The 20,197-nt window shown below is 58.7% G+C and carries 13 protein-coding genes and 1 pseudogene; 3 read left to right on the forward strand and 11 right to left on the reverse strand.

Going from position 1 to position 20,197, the window contains the following annotated elements; translation table 11 throughout:
* The first annotated feature begins 104 nt into the window (after window positions 1-104).
* Entirely contained in the window at window positions 105-884 is a 780-nt protein-coding gene (locus BGLCM_RS07105; RefSeq protein WP_006294480.1) for a variant leucine-rich repeat-containing protein, read from the forward strand.
* Between the two features lie 168 nt (window positions 885-1,052).
* On the opposite strand, the gene BGLCM_RS07110 is transcribed toward BGLCM_RS07105, so the two are convergent.
* From BGLCM_RS07110 to BGLCM_RS07140, 6 genes are all read right to left on the reverse strand, one after another.
* Window positions 1,053-1,667 carry an FHA domain-containing protein gene (locus BGLCM_RS07110; protein ID WP_238548648.1) on the reverse strand — a complete coding sequence of 205 codons (615 nt, stop codon included), beginning with the start codon at window positions 1,665-1,667 and terminating at the stop codon, window positions 1,053-1,055.
* 321 nt (window positions 1,668-1,988) lie between these two features.
* The gene (locus BGLCM_RS07115) at window positions 1,989-6,008 is read right to left on the reverse strand and encodes a DNA-directed RNA polymerase subunit beta' (RefSeq protein WP_006294478.1); all 4,020 of its coding nucleotides are present in this window, start codon (window positions 6,006-6,008) and stop codon (window positions 1,989-1,991) included.
* A 176-nt stretch (window positions 6,009-6,184) separates the two neighbouring features.
* A complete protein-coding gene (gene rpoB, locus BGLCM_RS07120) occupies window positions 6,185-9,751 on the reverse strand; it encodes a DNA-directed RNA polymerase subunit beta (protein ID WP_044085214.1) in 3,567 nt (1,188 codons plus the stop codon).
* Between the two features lie 513 nt (window positions 9,752-10,264).
* Window positions 10,265-10,915 (reverse strand): hypothetical protein, encoded by a 651-nt coding sequence (locus BGLCM_RS07125; protein ID WP_006294476.1) that lies wholly within the window; start codon window positions 10,913-10,915, stop codon window positions 10,265-10,267.
* A 633-nt stretch (window positions 10,916-11,548) separates the two neighbouring features.
* Complete coding sequence (locus BGLCM_RS08130; RefSeq protein ID WP_238548649.1) at window positions 11,549-12,676, reverse strand: hypothetical protein; 1,128 nt, start codon at window positions 12,674-12,676, stop codon at window positions 11,549-11,551.
* 511 nt (window positions 12,677-13,187) lie between these two features.
* Window positions 13,188-14,183, reverse strand: a complete 996-nt coding sequence (locus BGLCM_RS07140) for an HhH-GPD family protein (RefSeq protein ID WP_044085249.1) — start codon at window positions 14,181-14,183, stop codon at window positions 13,188-13,190.
* A gap of 236 nt (window positions 14,184-14,419) precedes the next feature.
* Between BGLCM_RS07140 and BGLCM_RS07145 the strand changes: the two genes are divergently transcribed.
* A complete protein-coding gene (locus BGLCM_RS07145) occupies window positions 14,420-15,088 on the forward strand; it encodes a tRNA (cytidine(34)-2'-O)-methyltransferase (RefSeq protein WP_006294471.1) in 669 nt (222 codons plus the stop codon).
* Window positions 15,089-15,179: 91 nt separating this feature from the next.
* Here the strand turns inward: BGLCM_RS07145 and BGLCM_RS07150 are convergent, their stop codons facing one another.
* The 5 genes from BGLCM_RS07150 to BGLCM_RS07170 all read right to left on the reverse strand — a co-directional run bounded on the left by BGLCM_RS07150 (window position 15,180) and on the right by BGLCM_RS07170 (window position 19,744).
* Entirely contained in the window at window positions 15,180-16,544 is a 1,365-nt protein-coding gene (locus BGLCM_RS07150) for a PFL family protein (protein WP_006294469.1), read from the reverse strand.
* Between the two features lie 100 nt (window positions 16,545-16,644).
* Window positions 16,645-16,917: an ACT domain-containing protein gene (locus BGLCM_RS07155; protein ID WP_006294468.1), complete on the reverse strand. Its 273-nt coding sequence runs from the start codon at window positions 16,915-16,917 to the stop codon at window positions 16,645-16,647.
* A 226-nt stretch (window positions 16,918-17,143) separates the two neighbouring features.
* Window positions 17,144-18,256, reverse strand: coding sequence for a class C sortase (locus BGLCM_RS07160; protein WP_238548650.1), 1,113 nt, complete (start codon window positions 18,254-18,256; stop codon window positions 17,144-17,146).
* A 179-nt stretch (window positions 18,257-18,435) separates the two neighbouring features.
* On the reverse strand, window positions 18,436-19,002 hold the full coding sequence (locus BGLCM_RS07165) for an MSCRAMM family protein (protein ID WP_006294466.1): 567 nt from the start codon (window positions 19,000-19,002) through the stop codon (window positions 18,436-18,438).
* 46 nt (window positions 19,003-19,048) lie between these two features.
* Window positions 19,049-19,744, reverse strand: coding sequence for a hypothetical protein (locus BGLCM_RS07170; RefSeq protein ID WP_044098835.1), 696 nt, complete (start codon window positions 19,742-19,744; stop codon window positions 19,049-19,051).
* A gap of 185 nt (window positions 19,745-19,929) precedes the next feature.
* On the opposite strand from BGLCM_RS07170, the pseudogene BGLCM_RS07175 reads away from it, so the two are divergent.
* Window positions 19,930-20,197 (forward strand): annotated as a pseudogene (locus BGLCM_RS07175) (RNA-guided endonuclease InsQ/TnpB family protein); the annotation flags it as partial.

Genomic DNA, 20,197 nt, shown 5'->3' on the forward strand with positions numbered 1-20,197 from the left:
CACGGCACGACTGTGGGAGAGTTGGCATGGGTGCAAGACGAAACGATACAACGCCAACGCTTGACGAAGGGCAAGCCAAGTTTTAGGTAAGGAAGGACATCAGCATGGTGGATTATGACGAAGCCGTAAGGATTATCCAAGACACGAACGCGGATCCCGTTCTGCTGGCCAAAGTCACGTATGAGAATCCTGAGTTTGGAGCCAATGTGGCCGCGCATCCGCGCGCGTATCCGGGTTTGCTGCGTTGGATTGCCGAGTTCGGTGACGAGCGCGCACGCCAGATGGCCGCCAGCTTGGGCTACGTGGCTGCCGACGGTGGCGTCGAGGACCGCTATGTCGAGGAGGGCGTCGCGGTGTCGCAAGCCCAGCCCGCTCAGGGGTACGCAGAGGGTTACGCCGAGCCCTACGCTGAGACTGACGGTGAGGCGTCCGCCCAGGCTGACGCTGATGCCCAGCCAGCCCAGCCTGCTGCCGAAGCTCAGCCCGCGGCCGCACAGGAGTCGGGTCTCGCCCAGCTTCAGCAGGAATACGATCAGGCATCGATGGAACCCGCGGCCAACTACATGGCCCAGCCCGTCTACACGCAGCCCGATCAGGCTGTGCAAGACGCCCAGGCCGCCCAGGCCGCTCAAGTCCAGCCCACCGCCCAATCGGTTGCGCAGTCCGTGCTGCAGATCCAGGCCACGAACCCGTACGGTTTCACTGCCGAGTTGGCTGCGACGACCACGGATTCCACGCAGATGCAACAGATTGCACAATACGCTCCTGAATTGCATCCGGCGCTGGCCATAAATCCAAATCTGTATTCAGCGCTCGTCGACTGGCTGTACCAGCTCAACGAACCGGCCACCATCGAGGCCCTGCAAACGCGGGCGGCCCAGTAACTGCCCGCCGTCAACGCTCAGCAGCTCCGTTTGAAGGGAACGTCCCCCAACGTTCCCTTCTGTTTATTTTTATTTCTGTAGTTGCCCAAAAAAACAAGCCGTTGCACGCAGGTCAATACCATGCGTACAACGGCTTTGTACTAGTTCAGAAAGCGCAACTGCTGCGGATTATTTCCGATCGAAATCAAAAATCTGATCGCCAATGCGCACCTTGACGGGCGGCACAAGCTGGACGGGCGTGCCCTGCTGCACTTTGTGTTCCCCCTCGTCGTCAATGATGAACGTGCCGTTGAGCGAACCGTAATCCTCAATCCACAACGAACCATCCTGGTCGAAACTGATGGCCGCATGGTTGCGTGACACCGTGCGTGTAGGATCAATCAGCCGCACGGCTTTGGCGCCTTGCGGAATGTCTTGAGACGGCTTGCGGCCCATTAGCACGCCCATGTCGACGACAATCTGCTGGCCCGTTGCCGGGTTCGTCATCTGATAGACGGTCTGCGGCGTCTCATCGGGCATGAACACGCTTGACAACACGGTGCCATCCCACTCCTCACTGCCCGTGGCCCCTTCCTCGGCAGTGTATTCGAGCGGTTCGCCTTCGTCGACGTCATCATGGTCGTCCGATACAGCCGGGTCGGCGTAAGCATTCGCTGCGTAAGTGTCTGCTGCGTAAGCGTCTGCGGCAGAGTTCTGTACGAAAGCGTTCTCGGCGGCCGGATTCTCGGCGGCAGTATTGAAGCCCGCAGCGCTCGCGGAATGATCAACGAAGGAATCCTGCACGCTGGCATCCGCGGCCGCGGCGCCCGCAACATCGTCGTTGTAGCACCCAAATTCTGGTGGCGGAGGGTACGGTAATTTTTGCTGCATACGTTCTGTCTTATCACAGATCACGGGTGCCGTGCGCAAGCTCTTCATCTAATGAAATAGCCAAAGGGACTGCAGTAGAGGGGGCGTGGCGGGTGACATGAGAAGAGAGCGGGCAACTCAACCACAACTCGGCCACACGATAAGAGCACCGCACAATAGCATCCCGGCAAAGCGCAAGGGGCGCTCCCCGCTGGTATCAGCGGAAAAGCGCCCCTTGTGTGAGGTGTTCTGGGATCAGAGCAAGAAGTCGTCACCCAAGTCCATCTGGCCTCCGTTGTCGTTCAGGAAGTCATCCGGGTTGAAGTCGTCGCCGAGCTTCAAATCACCGAAGTCGATGCTGGAGAAGTCCACATCAGACAGGTCGGCGTCCGAGAAGTCCGTGGCCAGATCGCCGTCTTCGGTCAGGCCGAAGTTCGGGTAGATCGTGTCGCGGATCGCCTTGTCGGGCTCCACCACGGCGTTACGGTAGCGAGCCAGGCCGGTGCCGGCCGGGATCAGCTTACCGATGATCACGTTCTCCTTGAGGCCCTTGAGGTCATCTTCCTTCTGCGACAGCGCGGCTTCAGTGAGCACGCGCGTCGTTTCCTGGAACGAAGCGGCCGACAGCCACGAATCGGTGGCCAGCGACGCCTTTGTGATGCCCATGAGTTCCGGACGGCCCACAGCCGGCTTGCCGCCATTGGCGACAGCGGCCTTGTTGGCCTCCTTGAACTTCATCTGGTCCACGAGTTCGCCAGGCAGCAGCGTCGTGTCACCAGAGTCGATGACGGTCCCACGGCGCAGCATCTGGTGCACAATGACCTCGATGTGCTTGTCGTGAATGTCAACGCCCTGCGAGCGGTACACGTTGTGCACTTCTTCGACGATGTTCATCTGGGCGGCACGCGGGCCGAGGATGCGCAGGATCTTCTTCGGATCAACCGAACCCTCGATCAGCTGCGTACCAGCTGCCACATGTTCGCCATCCTTGACGAGCATCGGCGCACGACGTGTCACGGGATACGTGATCGGCTCGACTGCCGTGTCATCGGGCGTCAACGTGACCTGGCGGCCGCGCTCGGTGTCTTCGACCTTGATCGTGCCGGCGAACTCGGCGATCGGCGCCTCACCCTTAGGAGTACGGGCTTCGAACAACTCGGTCACACGAGGCAGACCCTGCGTGATATCGGAAGCCGAAGCGACGCCACCCGAGTGGAACGAACGCAGCGTCAACTGCGTACCAGGCTCACCAATCGACTGGGCTGCCACAATGCCGACGGCCTCGCCAACGTCCACGAGCTTGTTCGTGGCCAGCGACCAGCCATAGCACTTGGCGCACACGCCGCGCTTGGATTCGCAGGTCAGCACCGAACGGCCCTTGACCTCTTCGACACCGTGGTCCACGAGGTCGCGCAGCACGTCCATACCGAGCGCATCGCCCGCATGGTAGAGCACTTCACCCGTTTGCGGGTCGAGCACGTCGGCGGCGAGCAGACGCGAGTACGGGCCACCGTCAGCGGCCTTGACGAGCACGAGGTTGCCGAGGGCGTCGCGTTCAGCGACCTTCATCGGCAGACCGCGCTTCGTACCGCAGTCTTCCTCACGCACAATGACTTCCTGCGACACGTCCACGAGTCGACGCGTCAGATAACCCGACTCTGCCGTACGCAATGCCGTATCGGCCAGACCCTTACGGGCGCCGTGCTGCGAGATGAAGTACTCGAGCACCGACAGGCCTTCACGGTAGTTGGACTTGACAGGACGCGGAATGATCTCGCCCTTCGGGTTAGCCACGAGGCCTCGCATACCCGCGATCTGGCGGATCTGCATCCAGTTGCCTCGAGCGCCCGACTGCACCATGATGTTCACGTTGTTGTCGTCATGGAAGTTCTCACGCATGGCGTCAGCGACCTTGTCGGTGCATTCGGTCCACAGGTTGATCAGCTCCTGACGGCGCTCCTCCTCAGTCAACAGACCCATGTCGTACTGGTTGTTGACCTTGGCGGCCTGGTCCTCATAGCCCTTGATGATCTCGTCACCTTCCGGTGGGGCCACGATGTCGGAGAAGGCCATCGTCACGCCCGACCATGGGGCGCGCGTGAAGCCCAGATCCTTCAATGCGTCGAGCACTGCGGCCACCTGCTGCGTCGAGTAACGCGTAGCGATGTCGTCCACGATCTTCGAGAGCTTGCCCTTCGGGGCCTGCTCGTTGATGAACGGGTAGTCGGTCGGCAGTGTTTCGTTGAACAGCAAACGGCCCATCGACGTAGCGAACAGCACGGAACCGTCAGTGAAACGCTCCTCCTTGACCACTTCGGGGCTGCCCGGCTCAGGATCGACCACCGTGACTTCGCCCGGCTCCCAATCGGTAGGCAGCACGAAGTCCTGCGGCAGACGGATCAGCACCTTGGCCTGCATGTCAATCTCGTGCAGGTCGAGCGCCATCTGCGCTTCCTCAAGCGACGAGAACACGCGGCCCTGGCCCTTGGCGCCGTCCACAATGGTGGACAGGTAGTACAGACCCAGGATCATATCCTGCGAAGGCATCGTGACCGTGTGGCCGTCAGCCGGCTTCAGAATGTTGTCGGACGCCATCATCAGCGAACGGGCCTCAGCCTGCGCTTCAGCCGACAGCGGCAGGTGCACTGCCATCTGGTCGCCATCGAAGTCAGCGTTGAAAGCCGCGCACGCCAGCGGCGGCAGGTGGATGGCCTTACCTTCCACGAGGATCGGCTCGAACGCCTGGATGCCCAGACGGTGCAGCGTAGGTGCACGGTTGAGCAGCACAGGATGCTCGGCAATGACCTCTTCGAGCACGCCCCACACCTCGGCGTCACCGCGGTCCACGAGACGCTTGGCGCTCTTCATGTTCTGCGCGTAGTTCAAGTCCACAAGGCGCTTGATCACGAACGGCTTGAACAGTTCGAGAGCCATCGGCTTGGGCAGACCGCACTGGTGCATACGCAGGCTCGGGCCGACGACGATGACGGAACGGCCGGAGTAGTCCACGCGCTTACCGAGCAGGTTCTGACGGAAACGGCCCTGCTTGCCCTTGAGCATGTCGCTCAACGACTTGAGCGGACGGTTCGACGCGCCCGTCACCGGGCGGCCACGACGGCCGTTGTCGAACAGCGAATCCACAGCTTCCTGCAGCATGCGCTTTTCGTTGTTCAGCATGATCTCAGGGGCGCCGAGCTCAATCAGTCGCTTGAGTCGGTTGTTACGGTTGATCACGCGGCGGTACAGGTCGTTCAAATCCGACGTGGCGAAACGGCCACCGTCGAGCTGCACCATCGGGCGCAGGTCCGGCGGGATGACCGGGATCACGTCGAGCACCATGGCCTCAGGCTTGTTGCCCGTGGTCAGGAACGCGTTGACGACCTTGAGGCGCTTCAACGCGCGAGCCTTGCGCTGGCCCGTACCCGTCTCGATTTCCTCACGCAGTTCCTTGGCCGCGCCTTCCAGATCGAAATCCTGCAGACGCTTCTTGATCGCCTCGGCACCCATGCAGCCCTCGAAGTAATCGCCGTAACGATCCTTCATTTCGAGCCACAGGTCCACGTCGTTTTCCATGTCGCCGGGCTTGAGTCCCTTGAAATGCGTGAACACGGTGTTCAAACGTGCGATCTGGTCATCGAAACGCTGGCGGATGGCCGCCATGTCGCGCTCGGCCCCGTTGCGCAGCTTCGTGCGCTGGCTGCCCTTGACCTCGCCTTCAGCTTCGAGGGCCGCCAGGTCCTCCTCCACTTTCTTGGCGCGGGCTTCGATTTCGAGGTCGCGACGGCGTTCGAGGTTCTTGATTTCGGTGTCGAACTCGTCCTGCAGGTCCGGCATGTCGTTGTGACGTGCCTCTTCATCGACGCCCGTGACCATATAGGAGGCGAAGTAGATGACCTTCTCGAGTTCCTTCGGCGCGATACCGAGCAGGTAACCCAAACGGCTCGGCACACCCTTGAAGAACCAGATGTGCGTGACTGGTGCGGCCAGTTCAATGTGGCCCATGCGTTCACGGCGCACGCGGCTACGCGTCACTTCCACACCGCAGCGTTCGCACACGATGCCCTTGAAACGCACGCGCTTGTACTTGCCGCACGCGCATTCCCAATCTCGCGTCGGTCCAAAGATCTGTTCGCCGAACAGACCGTCTTTTTCTGGCTTGAGCGTACGGTAATTGATGGTTTCCGGCTTCTTGACCTCGCCGTGGCTCCAGCCGCGGATATCGTCGGCGGTGGCCAGGCCGATCTTCAGTTTGTCAAAAGCGTTGACGTCCAGCACTGATTACATCCTTCTTACGAATCGTGTGGTTGTTGTCTTCTGGACTGCGTTACGTTACGGGGTGGTTCAGTGGGTTTGTTAACCCACTGAGGGTGGGCAGAAATACCAATAATTATGTATTTATTTCTGCCCACGCTCCGTAACTTCTCGCAGCTACTTCGTGCAGTTGGTCGGTATCACTGGTACTCGGGTGCGTCAACAATCTGATCAGCCTTGGCAGCGGCATCCGGACGGGCGCCGATGTTGAAGCCCAGATCGTTGGAGGAGGAAACCGGGTCGTCGTCCTCGTCCTTCATGTCGATGGCCACGCCTTCGGCGTTGAGCACCTCGACGTTCAGCGAGAGCGACTGCATTTCCTTAAGCAGCACCTTGAAGGATTCGGGGATACCTGCCGGCGGCAGATTATCGCCCTTCACAATGGCGCCGTAAACGCGCACGCGGCCGTCCACGTCGTCGGACTTGGTCGTCATCATCTCATGCAGCGTGTAAGCGGCACCGTAAGCCTCGAGCGCCCACACCTCCATCTCGCCGAAACGCTGGCCACCGAACTGGGCCTTACCACCCAACGGCTGCTGCGTAATCATCGAGTACGGACCGGTGGAACGCGCGTGAATCTTGTCGTCGACCAAGTGGTGGAGCTTAAGCATGTACATGTAGCCCACGGAAATCGGCTTCGGGAACGGCTCGCCGGTGCGGCCGTCGAACAGCGTCGCCTTGCCGTTGTCGCCGACGAGCTTGTTGCCGTCACGGTCGGCAAGAGTCGTGGACAGCAAGCCCTTGAGCGTTTCCTGCTTGACACCGTCGAACACAGGCGTGGCCACCGGAGTGCCGGGCTCAGCCTTCTCGGCGCCCTTGGGCACGTACTGCTTCCACTCAGCCTCAAGATCGGGATCAAGCGAGATGTCCCAGCCCTGGTGAGCGACCCAGCCCAAGTGCAGTTCGAGCACCTGGCCGAGGTTCATTCGAGACGGCACACCCAGCGGGTTGAGCATGATGTCAACCGGCGTGCCATCCGCCAGGAACGGCATATCCTCTTCCGGAAGGATGCGCGAAATGACACCCTTGTTGCCGTGACGGCCCGAAAGCTTGTCACCCTGCGTGATCTTGCGGTGCTGAGCGATGTAAACGCGAATCATCTGATTGACGCCGCTGGGCAGCTCGTCGCCGTCCTCCTCAGCGTCCTCACGCGTAATCTCCTTGACAGCGATAACGGTACCCGTCTCACCATGAGGCACACGCAGCGACGTGTCACGCACTTCGCGGCTCTTCTCGCCGAAGATGGCGCGCAGCAAGCGCTCTTCGGGAGTCAGCTCGGTCTCGCCCTTCGGTGTGACCTTGCCCACGAGAATGTCGCCGGCCTCAACCTCGGCGCCGATGCGGATGATACCGCGCTCGTCCAAGTTGGCCACAGCGTCCTCGCCAACGTTCGGCAAGTCGCGCGTAATCTCCTCGGCACCCAGCTTGGTTTCGCGGGCGTCAATCTCGTACTCCTCAATGTGGATCGACGAAAGCGTGTCGTCCTGCACGAGGCGCTGCGAAATGATGACGGCGTCCTCATAGTTGTAGCCGTTCCACGGCATGAACGCGACGAGCAGGTTCTTACCCAGAGCCATTTCGCCCTTCTCGGTGGCCGGACCGTCAGCCAGCACAGTGCCCTTCTCCACGCGCTCGCCGTCCTTGATCAGCGGCACCTGGTTGTAGCACGTCGTCTGGTTCGAACGCTGGAACTTGGCGAGCTTGTAGGAGCTTGTCGTGCCATCGTCGTTCATCACGCGGATGATGTCGGCGGACACGTAGACCACAACGCCGGGCTTTTCAGCCAAAATCACGTCGCCCGAATCCACAGCCGAACGCCATTCGGCGCCCGTGCCCACGAGCGGACGCTCGGACTTGATCAGCGGCACGGCCTGGCGCTGCATGTTCGTACCCATCAGCGCTCGGTGGCCCTCATCGTGCTCAAGGAACGGAATCAGCGAAGCGCCGACGGACACCATCTGGCGCGGGGAGACGTCCATGTAGTCGACCATGTCGACGGGCACATCCTCAGCCTCGCCAGCGGCGTCTCGCACGAGCGCGTCCTTCTCGACGAAGTCGCCGTTCTTGTCAAGCTTCTGGTTGGCCTGGGCGATCACGTGGTCCATATCGCGGTCGGCAGTCATGTAGACGACCTCGTCGGTAACGTGGCCGTTGACCACCTTGCGGTACGGCGTCTCAATGAAGCCGAACGGGTTGATGCGGCCGAACGTTGCGAGCGAGCCGATCAGACCGATGTTCGGGCCTTCAGGGGATTCGATCGGGCACATGCGGCCGAAGTGGGACGGGTGCACGTCTCGCACTTCCATCGACGCGCGGTCGCGCGACAGGCCGCCGGGGCCCAGAGCCGACAGACGGCGCTTGTTCGTCACGCCGGCCAGCGGGTTGTTCTGGTCCATGAACTGCGAGAGCTGCGAAGTGCCGAAGAACTCCTTGATCGTGGCGTTCACGGGGCGGATGTTGATCAGTGACTGTGGCGTGATCGCTTCGGCGTCCTGCGTCGTCATGCGTTCGCGCACCACGCGCTCCATGCGGCTCAGGCCCGTGCGCAGCTGGTTCTGGATCAGCTCACCGACCTGGCGGATACGACGGTTGCCAAAGTGGTCGATATCGTCCACGTCTACGCGCAGCTCAACGTCTTCGCCGTCACGCTTGCCAGCGAACGTTGCGCCACCGGCATGCAGCGTCACAAGGTACTTGATCGTGGCCACAATGTCTTCCTGAGACAGGCTGCGATCGTTGTAATCCTTCTCTAGACCAAGCTTGCGGTTGATCTTGTAGCGGCCCACGCGAGCCAAGTCGTAACGCTTCGTGTTGAAGTAGAACGAGTCGAGCAGGTTGCGGCCGGCTTCCGGCGTGGCCGTGTCGGCCGGACGGATCTTGCGGTACAGGTCGGTCAGAGCCTCGTCCTGCGTCTCGATTGTCTCGTTCTCCAGAGCGTCGAGCACGAGCGGGTAGCCTTCAAACGCTTCACGGATTTCAGGCTTCGTCATGCCAATGGCCATCAGGAACACAATGGCCGACTGCTTGCGCTTGCGGTCCACGCGCACACCAAGGAAGTCGCGCTTGTCGATTTCGAACTCGAGCCATGCGCCACGGCTCGGGATGATCTTGGCGCCGAACACTTCCTTGTCGGATGAACGGTCCGGCGTACGGTCGAAGTACACGCCAGGCGAGCGCACGAGCTGCGAGACGATGACGCGCTCGGTGCCGCCGATGATGAACGTGCCGTGTGGGGTCTGCAGCGGGAAGTCGCCCATGAACACGGTCTGCGACTTGATTTCGCCGGTCTCGCCGTTTTCGAACTCGGCGTTCACATACAGCGGTGCGGAATAGGTGTAATCCTTCTCCTTGCACTCCTGGACTGTATGGCGCGGTTCCTCGAAGTACGGGTCGGAGAAGGTCAGGCTCATGGTCTGAGCAAAGTTTTCAATTGGGGAAATTTCCTGGAAGACTTCGTCGAGGCCTGAGATGTGTGCCACGGTGTTCGTGCCGTTCTTCTCGTCTTCCTCAACGCGCTTGGCCCAACGCTCGTTGCCGACCAGCCAGTCAAAGCTGTCGGTCTGCACGCCGAGCAGGTAGGGCACATCGATGGGTTCCTTGATGGAGCCGAAATTCACACGGTCCGATGCCTTGTGCAGATCGATATCTTTTTGGTCGGCGCGTGCGATGATTTCAGTGGTATTCGTCGTAGCTTGAGTTTCAGCCAATGGACGTTCCTTATCGCTCTCTAAAATAATCGTCAATCATGTACGGGGAAGCGTCATGGGCATTGGCCGCCATATGCCTATATGCGGGCGCTTCGTCGTTGCAAGCATGCCCGCTATTTGACATACCGCTATACGCAACTAACAAACAGTACTATTGTCCGTTGACAATCAACCATTCCGAAGCGCCCATTATTCCGGTTTTTCTGTGACGGCGTGTCGCGTGTAATACCAACGTTTGTTGGGGGTTGCATCCATGCAGCTGCCGGATAGTCCTGATGCATCTGCAGAGACATCTGGCATACACCTGTCGTACCTGATGTTGTACCTGAGTATGCCATTCTCCCGTGAGCTCGTACATGCCGATACACACAATCCCCCTACACAGCAACCAAAGACGCCCATACACTATTGCTCACCAATTGCTAACCAATCGTCAACCAGTCCAGATCCCAGATCAGCCGCAACCGCCACCCGCTCCAAGGCGCGTACGCGGGCACAGGCCAGCACATGCACCTATTCGACGGTCACAGTTACCGGATCGCTGGCCACTTTCGGATTGTCTTTCATCACGAGGCGTGCCACATAGGTGCCGCGGTCCACGTGCGGCAAATCGGCTTCGGCCACGCATTCATTGGAACTGCGCGTTGTGTTCCATACGATTTGCTGCTCATCCTTTTGTCCGGCGAACATCAGCAACGGACGATACTGCGCTTCGCAGGCGTCGGAACGCCATACCGTGTCGTTGCCCGAAGTGATCACGAGCACACGCTCATCGTCGGCACCGTTGACAAAACATCCCGACGGGCTGCTGCCCGTATAGCTGATTGTGGCCGTGAAATCGATGGCACCGCCCACGCCTGTTGACGTCGACGATGGTGTCAATGTCATGTTCACATCATTGGGCCCGCAATCGGGCACATTGCTTTTCTTGGGGGCTTGTGGCGCTTCGCCTCGTGTCAATGCCATCGTGTCGGCGCGCTGGGCGTTCTCATGGATGCGCACGGCACCGCGAATCAACGACACCACGCAAAAGATCACGACGGCCAATGCCGCCAACGCCGCCACCAGCGCCACAGCCCTGCGCCGCCTATACATCCACTTCTTCGACTTGCGCGACTTGCGCGACTTGGAACCCTTTTTCTTGCCAATGAAGTTTTTGGACATATTGGACTTATTGGACTTGGAGGATCCCTTCGAAGCGGATGCTTTCCCCGTCACCCCAGCCTCCCCGCGCTTTGCAGACCCTCCACGACGCACAGCATCATCGCCACGTCGCCCATCCCGAGATGGTGCACCCGTGCGTGAACGGGCGCTGCTTGATGTGCGCGGCTTGTTCGAATGCGATGACTCCTGACCCATGCTGCCCAGTGTACCGTCCCACCTCCGCTTTTCCGCGAGCCGACCTCCCTGCTCATCAACCCGCTCATCAACCTCCTCTGACCGTCAACCGCTCCTCTCCATCAACTCCCCCATCTCATCCTTGACAGATGTATCGCGTTTGTACCACGGTGGAACGTTGACGCTACGGATTTCACCTCGTTTTGCACGCGTCTGTACCACGGTGGTACAAACGCATGCATTTTGGGCCAAAATCCGTATCGCCGCTGTACCACCGTGGTACGTTCGCGATACAGATTCGCTGCAAACAGCCAAAGATGTGTCGCGTTTGTACCGCCGTGGTACGTTCGCGATGCATCTTGGGCATCCGGATGGGTCTACTCCGGCTCAAGCCACATCGTCGTGATGGAGCAAACTGTTCACCTGTGCCGTTCGTCAACTGTGCCGAACCGGCAATCGCTAGTTTCCATGCTTATTGAGCAGTGGGGCAATCCGTGGGAAGTTTGAGGCTTTGGGAATACCGGCATCTGCGAGCTTCCTGCGCAATGGCGCTTTGTTGATGGCTTCCGGAACGGTGAAATGTGTGACCTTGCGAACGCCGGTTTCCAAGATTTGCTTATCACGCAGCAACTGATCCGACACTCTGTTGTTGATGATTCTGTTGGTTTCAGGGTCCACGTATTTTTGCATGCCGTCGCATTCGAATACCTGCCATGTGCCATCTGGCAAAATCCACACATAGTCAAGGCGACGCATCTGATTTTCTGGTTGCACACAAATAACCACTTGCAACAACGGCACGACATAGCCCATTTCAATCATCGTGCCCCTACTGAACGATTCGCCGCCACTCTCGCTAGCTTGATCCGTGTATCGCAACACATCAACGAGTTGCGGCGTGCAGTGGTCGTTTGCAGCGGCGTAGATATCTGCGAAATATCCGCCCGACCTCAGATAGGAATCGGCCACACCCAACGCATCGCGGAACTCGTAGTTATTGGCGCAATCCACAACCGTCCGCGCACCTGTCGCCACCTTGATGCCTTGGATTTCTTCATATTCGATTGCAGCCACATGATGTCGTTTGACATGAGTCCTATCCGCCGGACCAGTTCCGCGAGTGGTAAGGATATGGATTCCTCTTTTGCCCAGTACCAACGTGGAATAGTACAGATTATGCAGCATTGCGGCATGCATGCCAGTGAACACCCATTGCGGATGTTGTATCTGTAAGGAACGCAGAAGCATAAGCGTCTGACCCTGTACGCTAAGTTGGTTCCACGCATCGGTCGGATAGTAGATACCGGGCATGATTTGGGTGAATTCACCGGTGGCCGTGCGATCACGTACTGTTCGACGAACCTCTCCTGAAGTGATCAAGCAACGGCCAGCCTCTTGGGCCTCTCCCATGGCACGCTGCAGATTGGCACTCCAGCGTTTGGGTGGTTTATGAACGATGAGACGTGGCTGCGGACGCACCGATGCCATAGGGGAAGACGCCATATGGGAAGCAGTCTGGTGAGGTGGTCGGGTGAGATTATTCGCATGCGCGGTTTGCGCTGCATGCTGTGTATTTTGATTTGCCATCCTTCCACGCTAAAGAGTTTTTTATCGCAGCGCCATTCACCCCGAACAATGTGTATAACCAAGTCGCCGGGCCCGGTTATGTGGATAACTTGCCTAGACGGCGCCAGCATCGTCGCAATGGTGCTGCGTTCTACGTGCCAGCGTGGAAATGACGGTTCAGCATGGCAGAAGATGTAGCGCGTTTGTACCATCGTGGTACAAACGCGACACACTTTTGGCTCCCGAAGGCGAATCTGTATCGCGAACGTACCACGGTGGTACAGCGGCGATACGGATTTTGGCCCAAAATGCATGCGTTTGTACCACCGTGGTACAGACGCGTGCAAAACGAGGCGAAATCCGTAGCGTCAACGTACCACCGTGGTACAAACGCGCTACATCCAGGCCCCATCCGTAGCGTGAATGTACCACGGTGGTACAAACGCGACACATCCGCACACACGCCAGCCCCATCCCGACGGCCGATAGACCCCGCAACGGCGCAAAAGCGCCACCAACGGGAAGTCCCAACTCATTCGGGCAGCATAATGGAGCGGTCAGGCAGCATTTCGATCAGGCCGTCTTCGTCGAGCGAAGCCACGCAGCGGTCCAACTGGTTCTCGTCCTTCCACAGCGCGCGCACGGCATCGGCATCGAGCACCACACGCAACACCGGTTGCGCCACGCCGCCCTCCGAAGCAGCAGCACCCATGCCCGCAGCAGCCCCGGCATCAGCCAGCAACTCGGCACGTCGGTCGCGCAGCGCCTGCATGACCAGGCCGCGCACCATGCGATCGGTGCCGGCAAACCGCTGGCGCGGCCGCGTGCGCTTAAGCCCCAACCCCGGCAGCCCGCGCTGTAGGAACAAGCAGCATTCACGAATCGGACAGCTCTCACACAACGGGGCCTTAGCCGTACACACCACAGCACCAAGCTCCATGACCGACTCGTTCCACACCACTGATTGCGCGGCATCTTGCGGCAACAACTCCCATGCCAGTTCGCGCTCGGCCCGGCTCGCCGCGCCACCTAGCGATTCCTCGCCAACGAACACGCGACTCAATACGCGTCGGATGTTCGTATCAATCACGGCGATGCGCTCGCCGAACGCGAAGCTCATGACGGCGCTGGCCGTGTAGTCCCCAATACCAGGCAAAGCTGTGAGCTCGTCATACGTGCGCGGCAGCACATCGTCATACTGGCTGGCCACCACTTGGGCACATTCCTGCAACCTCAACGCCCGCCTCGGGTAGCCAAGCCGCCCCCACGCGGCAATCACATCGGCTTTGGCAGCCGCCGCAAGCGAGCGCGCATCAGGCCACTGGTTCATCCAGGCCGTCCAATACGGCACCACGCGCGACATTTGCGTCTGCTGGCTCATGACTTCCGACACGAGCACACCCCACGGCGTCGTGCGTCCGAACCGCCAGGGCAAGTCGCGCGCCGAGACTTCCCACCATACCGCAAGCCTGTGGCGCACATCGTCACGTTGTTCTTCACGCTGCCGGTTCACCGCTTGTTCATCCATGCCACCCATTGTTCCATGAACATGATCCATACGGCCCCCTTCCTTTCCAGCTCCCTTCCCTTCCAGCCTCTTCCACACATATCCCTTCCCACCCCTTCCGCCCACGTCCTCCCTCCAGCCCTTTCCCTCCCGTTCCGCCACACCGCTCCCCTCCACCCATCTCCCGTGTCGTTCAGCCGCAATACTCTGGAGCGGTTGGACCCCGGTTAAGTTGAGAAGGTTGAGAAGGAGCACTCATGGCCGAAGACCCGCAGGCGACGCCAGCCAACGAGAACACGCAAGATCCCGAGGCGCAGGTTGAGCAGATGTTCGAGTACGGATATCGCAAATCGAATTATGGTCCCGATGAGCTCGTCACCGATTCGCACGGCAACCCGATTTCTGTGGTCGACGCGATGTTGAAGCCGCAGGATGCCGCCAAAATGCAGACGTCCACTCCGCACCTGTGCTATTACTCGCCGCGCATTCCCGGCAACACGGGTTCAGCCATCCGCCTGTGCGCTGTGACGGGCACGATTCTGCATCTTGTGGAGCCGCTCGGCTTCAATCTCAAAGACACGAAGTTGCGTCGCGCCGGCTTGGATTATCATGATATGGCGCATGTGGTGCTGCATCCGAATTTCGAATCGCTCGTCGAGTCGATGCCTGATTCCCGCATCATCGCGTTCACGGCCCACGCCACCAAGCTGTATACGGAAGTTGAGTATCGTCCGAACGACATTCTGCTGTTCGGTCCCGAGCCCGGCAATATTCCCGATCCGACCGACATCATGTTCGGTCCGCATGTGGCTGAGCAGGTGCGTTTGCCGATGCGTCCGAGCTTGCGCAGCTTGAATCTGACAAACTGCGCGTCGATCGCCATTTACGAAGCCTGGCGCCAGCTCGGCTTCCAAGGCGGCGAGTAACCACAAGCACGCACACAAGCAAGCACATACACAAACGCGGCGCTGGAACATCGTACGTTCCAGCGCCGCGTTTTGCGTTGACCAGTGCCTCTCAGTTCTTGAAGCTATGGATTGGCGCCGGAATGCGCCCCTTACGCGACACGAACGCTTCACAGCTGGCCGTGTTGACCGGCATGATCGGCGCGTAGCCCATCAGGCCGCCGAAGTTCGCCATTTCGCCCACGCCCTTGCCGACGACTGGGATGATGCGCACGGCAGTCGTCTTCTGGTTGACCATGCCGATGGCCGCTTCGTCAGCAATGATGCCCGAGATTGTTGAGGCCGGCGTGTCTCCCGGGATCGCAATCATGTCAAGACCCACCGAGCACACGCACGTCATGGCTTCGAGCTTTTCAATCGTCAGGCATCCGTTCTTCGCGGCGTCGATCATGTTCTTGTCTTCCGACACGGGAATGAACGCGCCCGACAGTCCGCCCACGTACGACGACGCCATGATGCCGCCCTTCTTGACCTGGTCATTGAGCATTGCGAGCGCGGCCGTCGTTCCAGGCGCGCCGACCTGTGCCAGACCGATCTTCTCGAGCACTTCGCCCACCGAGTCGCCCACGGCCGGCGTCGGCGCCAGCGACAGGTCGATGATGCCGAACGGAATACCGAGGCGGTTCGACGCTTCCTGCGCGACGAGCTGGCCCACTCGCGTAATCTTGAACGCCGTGCGCTTGATCGTTTCGCACAGGAACTCAAAGTCACGTCCGATTGCCGCGTCGAGTGCGCGCGAGACGACGCCCGGTCCCGACACGCCCACGTTGATCACAGCGTCACCTTCTGTCACACCGTGGAATCCGCCAGCCATGAACGGGTTGTCGTCTGGCGCGTTGCAGAACGCCACGAACTTCACGCAGCCGTAGGAATCAATGTCGCGTGAGTTCCACGCGATGTCTTTGATAATGCCGCCGAGCATGTTCACGGCGTTCATGTCGATGCCCGTGCGCGTCGATCCCACGTTCACGGATGAGCAGACGATGTCGGTTTCGGTCAGCGCTTGCGGCAGCGAGCGAATCAGCAGTTCTTCCGCCGGCGTCATCGATTTTGAGACGAGCGCCGAGTATCCGCCGATCAGGTCCACGCCCACTTCTTTGGCCGCGCGGTCCAGCGCGTGCGCAATCTGGACGAAGTCCTCGCTCGTTTTGCAGCAGCTTGCGCCCACGAGCGCGATTGGCGTCACTGTGATGCGCTTGTTGACGATCGGGATTCCGAAGTCACGCTCGATTGACTCGCCCGTCGCCACAAGGTCCTTGGCGTACAACACGATTTTGTCGTAAATGTTCTGGCAGGTGCGCTCCAGGCTTTCGTCTGCGCAGTCCACGAGGCTGATTCCCATCGTGATTGTGCGCACGTCGAGCTTTTCCTGCTCAATCATCTGATTCGTCTCATGGACTTCCATGATGTTCAGCATGGGTGGTGTTCTCCCGTTCCGGCCGTGTTCAAGAATTATTTGTTGTTATTTCCGCTTCGCCGCGCCATGACATCCACGCCCCGCGCAACGCCAACCATGCTCAGACGCGATGCATTTTTGTGAAGATTTCTTCGCGCTGGCAGCGGATGCGCACACCAATGTCTTCACCCAGAGCGTCCAGATCTTCCACGATTGTTTCAAACGCCACGTCCGTGGCTGAGTAGTCCACAATCATCATCATGTTGAAGAATCCGTCAATAATGGTCTGCGAGATGTCGAGCACATTGGCTGAATGGTCGGAGAGGTAGGTGCACACGCGAGCGATGATGCCAACGGTGTCTTGTCCTACCACGGTGATGATTGCCTTGTTCATGAATCTCCCTGTTCGCCTCGGCCCTGGTCACATCAGTTGACGGGCTGTTCGTTTCATTGAGGAATCCGCCTGACTGGCGGGCTCCCCCTACAGTATCCATACCAGCGGTCTTCATGCGCCACTCGTCCATCTGGCGGGCTAGCGAATACCACAGTGTGCCACCATACGAGCGCGGGCGGCAACCGGCATCGGTTGTCGCCCGCGTTTGTGGCTGAACCGCCTATGTTCAGCGCTTGGCGCCCATATGCTTGATCTGACCTTGTCTCATGCGACGGCCACGCCAGAAGATCAGCGAAACCGCGACTATGACGGCCACGATGGCCACAATGATCAGCGTCATATCTTTGACAACAGCCTTTTCAGCCACCTTGGCCGGATCATGGGCTTCAGGCGTCGGAATGCGATGGCCTGTCACAATGAGTCGATGCGAGTTGACGCCGTAGGGTGTACAGGTGATCAGGCTCATCAGGTCTTCGCCTTCTTTGATTTCCAATGGAGACACATCGGTGGGCAAGACCACATTGATGTCACTGACTTCATAAGTCAAAGTTTCGTCATACACGGAAACCGAGAACGTATCACCCTTTTCAAGCCGGTCCAATCCCGTGAACAGCATGGCCGACGGCAACCCTGTGTGTCCGGAAACAGCGGCATGCGTGGACGGGCCTCCCACAGGGAAACTTGAACCTTCCAAATGGCCTGCCGCAATCTGCAACACGGTATCTGACGTGCCGTGGTAGATCGGCACACGCAAATCAAGCTTGGGTACGGTCAAATACGCCATGATGCCCGTGCCCGTCACGTCAAGGATTGAGAAATACTGTTTGTTTTCTTCCTCATTGGGCACAAAGCGGCCATTGCCTTGCCCCACAAGCGTTTCGTTGTATTCATGGGCGAGTTTGAGCTGCTTGTCGCGTTCGGGCTTGCTTGTGTCTTTGACGGCTTCGACGTAGCTGGCCACAGCACGAGAAGAAATGCTGCGATTGTACAAGTCAGCCACAGTCGGGTAGAGTACGAGGCCCAATCCCACGAGCAGCAGCACGATCATTGAAATCACGAGTGCGCGAAACTTGCGTTTCTCACGTTTGCGTTTGCGCTGCAATTCCTCAGCGGTCAACGTGCGCACAGCCGGTTCGGCCGAGCCCTGTGCTGGCGCAACATCAGTATGTTGCGTGGCCGGCCCATCTGCGTTATTCGCACCATTCATGCCATCCGCGCCAGCCGTAGTGTCAGCGTCATCCGCAATATCAGCGCGGTCCATATCCGTAGCATTGTCGGAACTCAGCGCTTCCAGGGCGTCGCGCAGCTGCCCGTCATCGCCGTTGTTGTGATCTGCCATAGCGTCCTCCCCCGTTGGCCTCATCGTCGAATACTACCGGCTCGACTCTAAACACATGGCATTGCCGTGTCAATGCAACAATCACAACCTGTGCAAGGTCATCACGTTGTCGACGCACCATGATGAAGGGGGTATGTAACTCATACCCCCTTCATCATGACCTGTTACACAAGGTCAAATCAGGCATACGCCTTATGCCGTGGCACACGACGACGCATGGCTTTGTGCCGTGGAGCCATCGTGAACTGCAATATGCGATCATATGCAACGAGCGACAGCACAATAGCCAACGCCCCCATCTGCCAGAACAACCGCGTCATCGGCAACGATCCCGCCGACGGCAACGTGGGTTCGGGCTCCGGTTCCGGTTCAGGCGTACTGTTCTTGCTGTTGCCCACGGGATACTGGTATCCGACTCCTTCAACCGTACCAATGTCAACAAGTCCCACCGTATCGAGATTAATATCTTCGAGTTCAAGCCGCTCATTGGGGTTGACGTTCTTTCGTTCAGCGATCTTCATATGGCCCGCGTCATCGATATAGAGGAACCACCAGTATCCTACGCGCTGGTAGCCGTCGGGCGCATCGGCCTCATTAAGCCAATAGCGGCCTGGAGCGAGATTGGAGAACGTCACCAAACCGTCGCCATCCGTCGGGGCACAATCTTGCGCATGACCTCTTTGCTTTTGGGCTTGATCGCATACGTGTAGCCAAAATAGAACGCGTTGTCGTAATAGTCGGGCCATAGATTATTCCCGGGTTGAGGAAACTTCAATATCAGCTTCCCGCCCTCTATGTAAATGTACGACTGGTACGCGGGATAAGCGCCGAACCGTCCAGACGGTCCAGACCAAGTACCATCTTCCTTATTTCATAACAGTAGTTCCCGTCAGTGGCAGGAACATCAGAGATAAACTGTGTCCCTGGAGGTGCTCCAACCGTGCGCCTATCCACCTCAGTACCTTCGGCATTCTTGACGACAATAGCAATATCGCCTTTGTATGCGCCCAACGACAATGTATCAGTAATGGGGGTTCCCGCCAACGAGCCCTTGCATTCAGGATTGACCGTGGCCTTCCATTCAATGGTTCGGACATTGCCTTGCTGATCGACCACTTCTCCTGATTTGCGAATCGACGATGCCACATCGATCCAAGGCATCGGTTCCACAGTATCTTGAGAAGTAAGCCCCTCAGCCTGATACGTCACCGTGTTCTTGTTATTCTGTCCGACTTGCCAGCAGCCGCTGTTGCTCTTGACTGATTCGAGATAAGCCTCATTATTGAGCGTGGCTTCGTAATGCAACACAATGGTCTCACCATCACCCAAACTATTAGCCTTGCACGCAAGTGTCGTAGCCGTCGTTTCACATGTCGCGCCACCCTCAATGAGAAGGCTAGCGGGATTGAACGTCAACACACCAGGTTCAAACTGCATGACATCGTCAATGACCACATTGTTCGTATTGCCATCGCCTGTAACCGTCACCGTATATTGCACAACGCCACGCGCACTATCCCACGTCGCCCGTTTCGTAGCGTTGAGTGCGCCAGGTTTTGACTCAAATATCACCAAAATTAGGCGCGGAAGCCCCGCCGTTCACGGCGGGGAGGAAGCGCCATTATTCTTTGCTTTACCTACTCTCATTATACGCATAGTGATATACTGTAGTCATGTCTCAAAAAGTCGTCATTGAGCGCGTGCGGTTGCGGGGTGCGGCCCCGTATCTTGGCATGTGCAAGATTGACGACGGCGGATACGCCCCCTTCTATTCCGAGAACCCCGATGTGGTGATGGACTGGTTGTGTGACGCTTGGCGTTGCCGGTACAACCAGTTGCGTTCCCGCAGGCAGAAATGGGACAGGGAAAAGGAAGGTCTGGTGCCGGTGGGACGCGATACGGACATGCGCACGGACAGGCAGGTCCGTGAGGAATGCTCAT

Source organism: Bifidobacterium gallicum DSM 20093 = LMG 11596, assembly GCF_000741205.1.
GTDB lineage: Bacteria > Actinomycetota > Actinomycetes > Actinomycetales > Bifidobacteriaceae > Bifidobacterium > Bifidobacterium gallicum.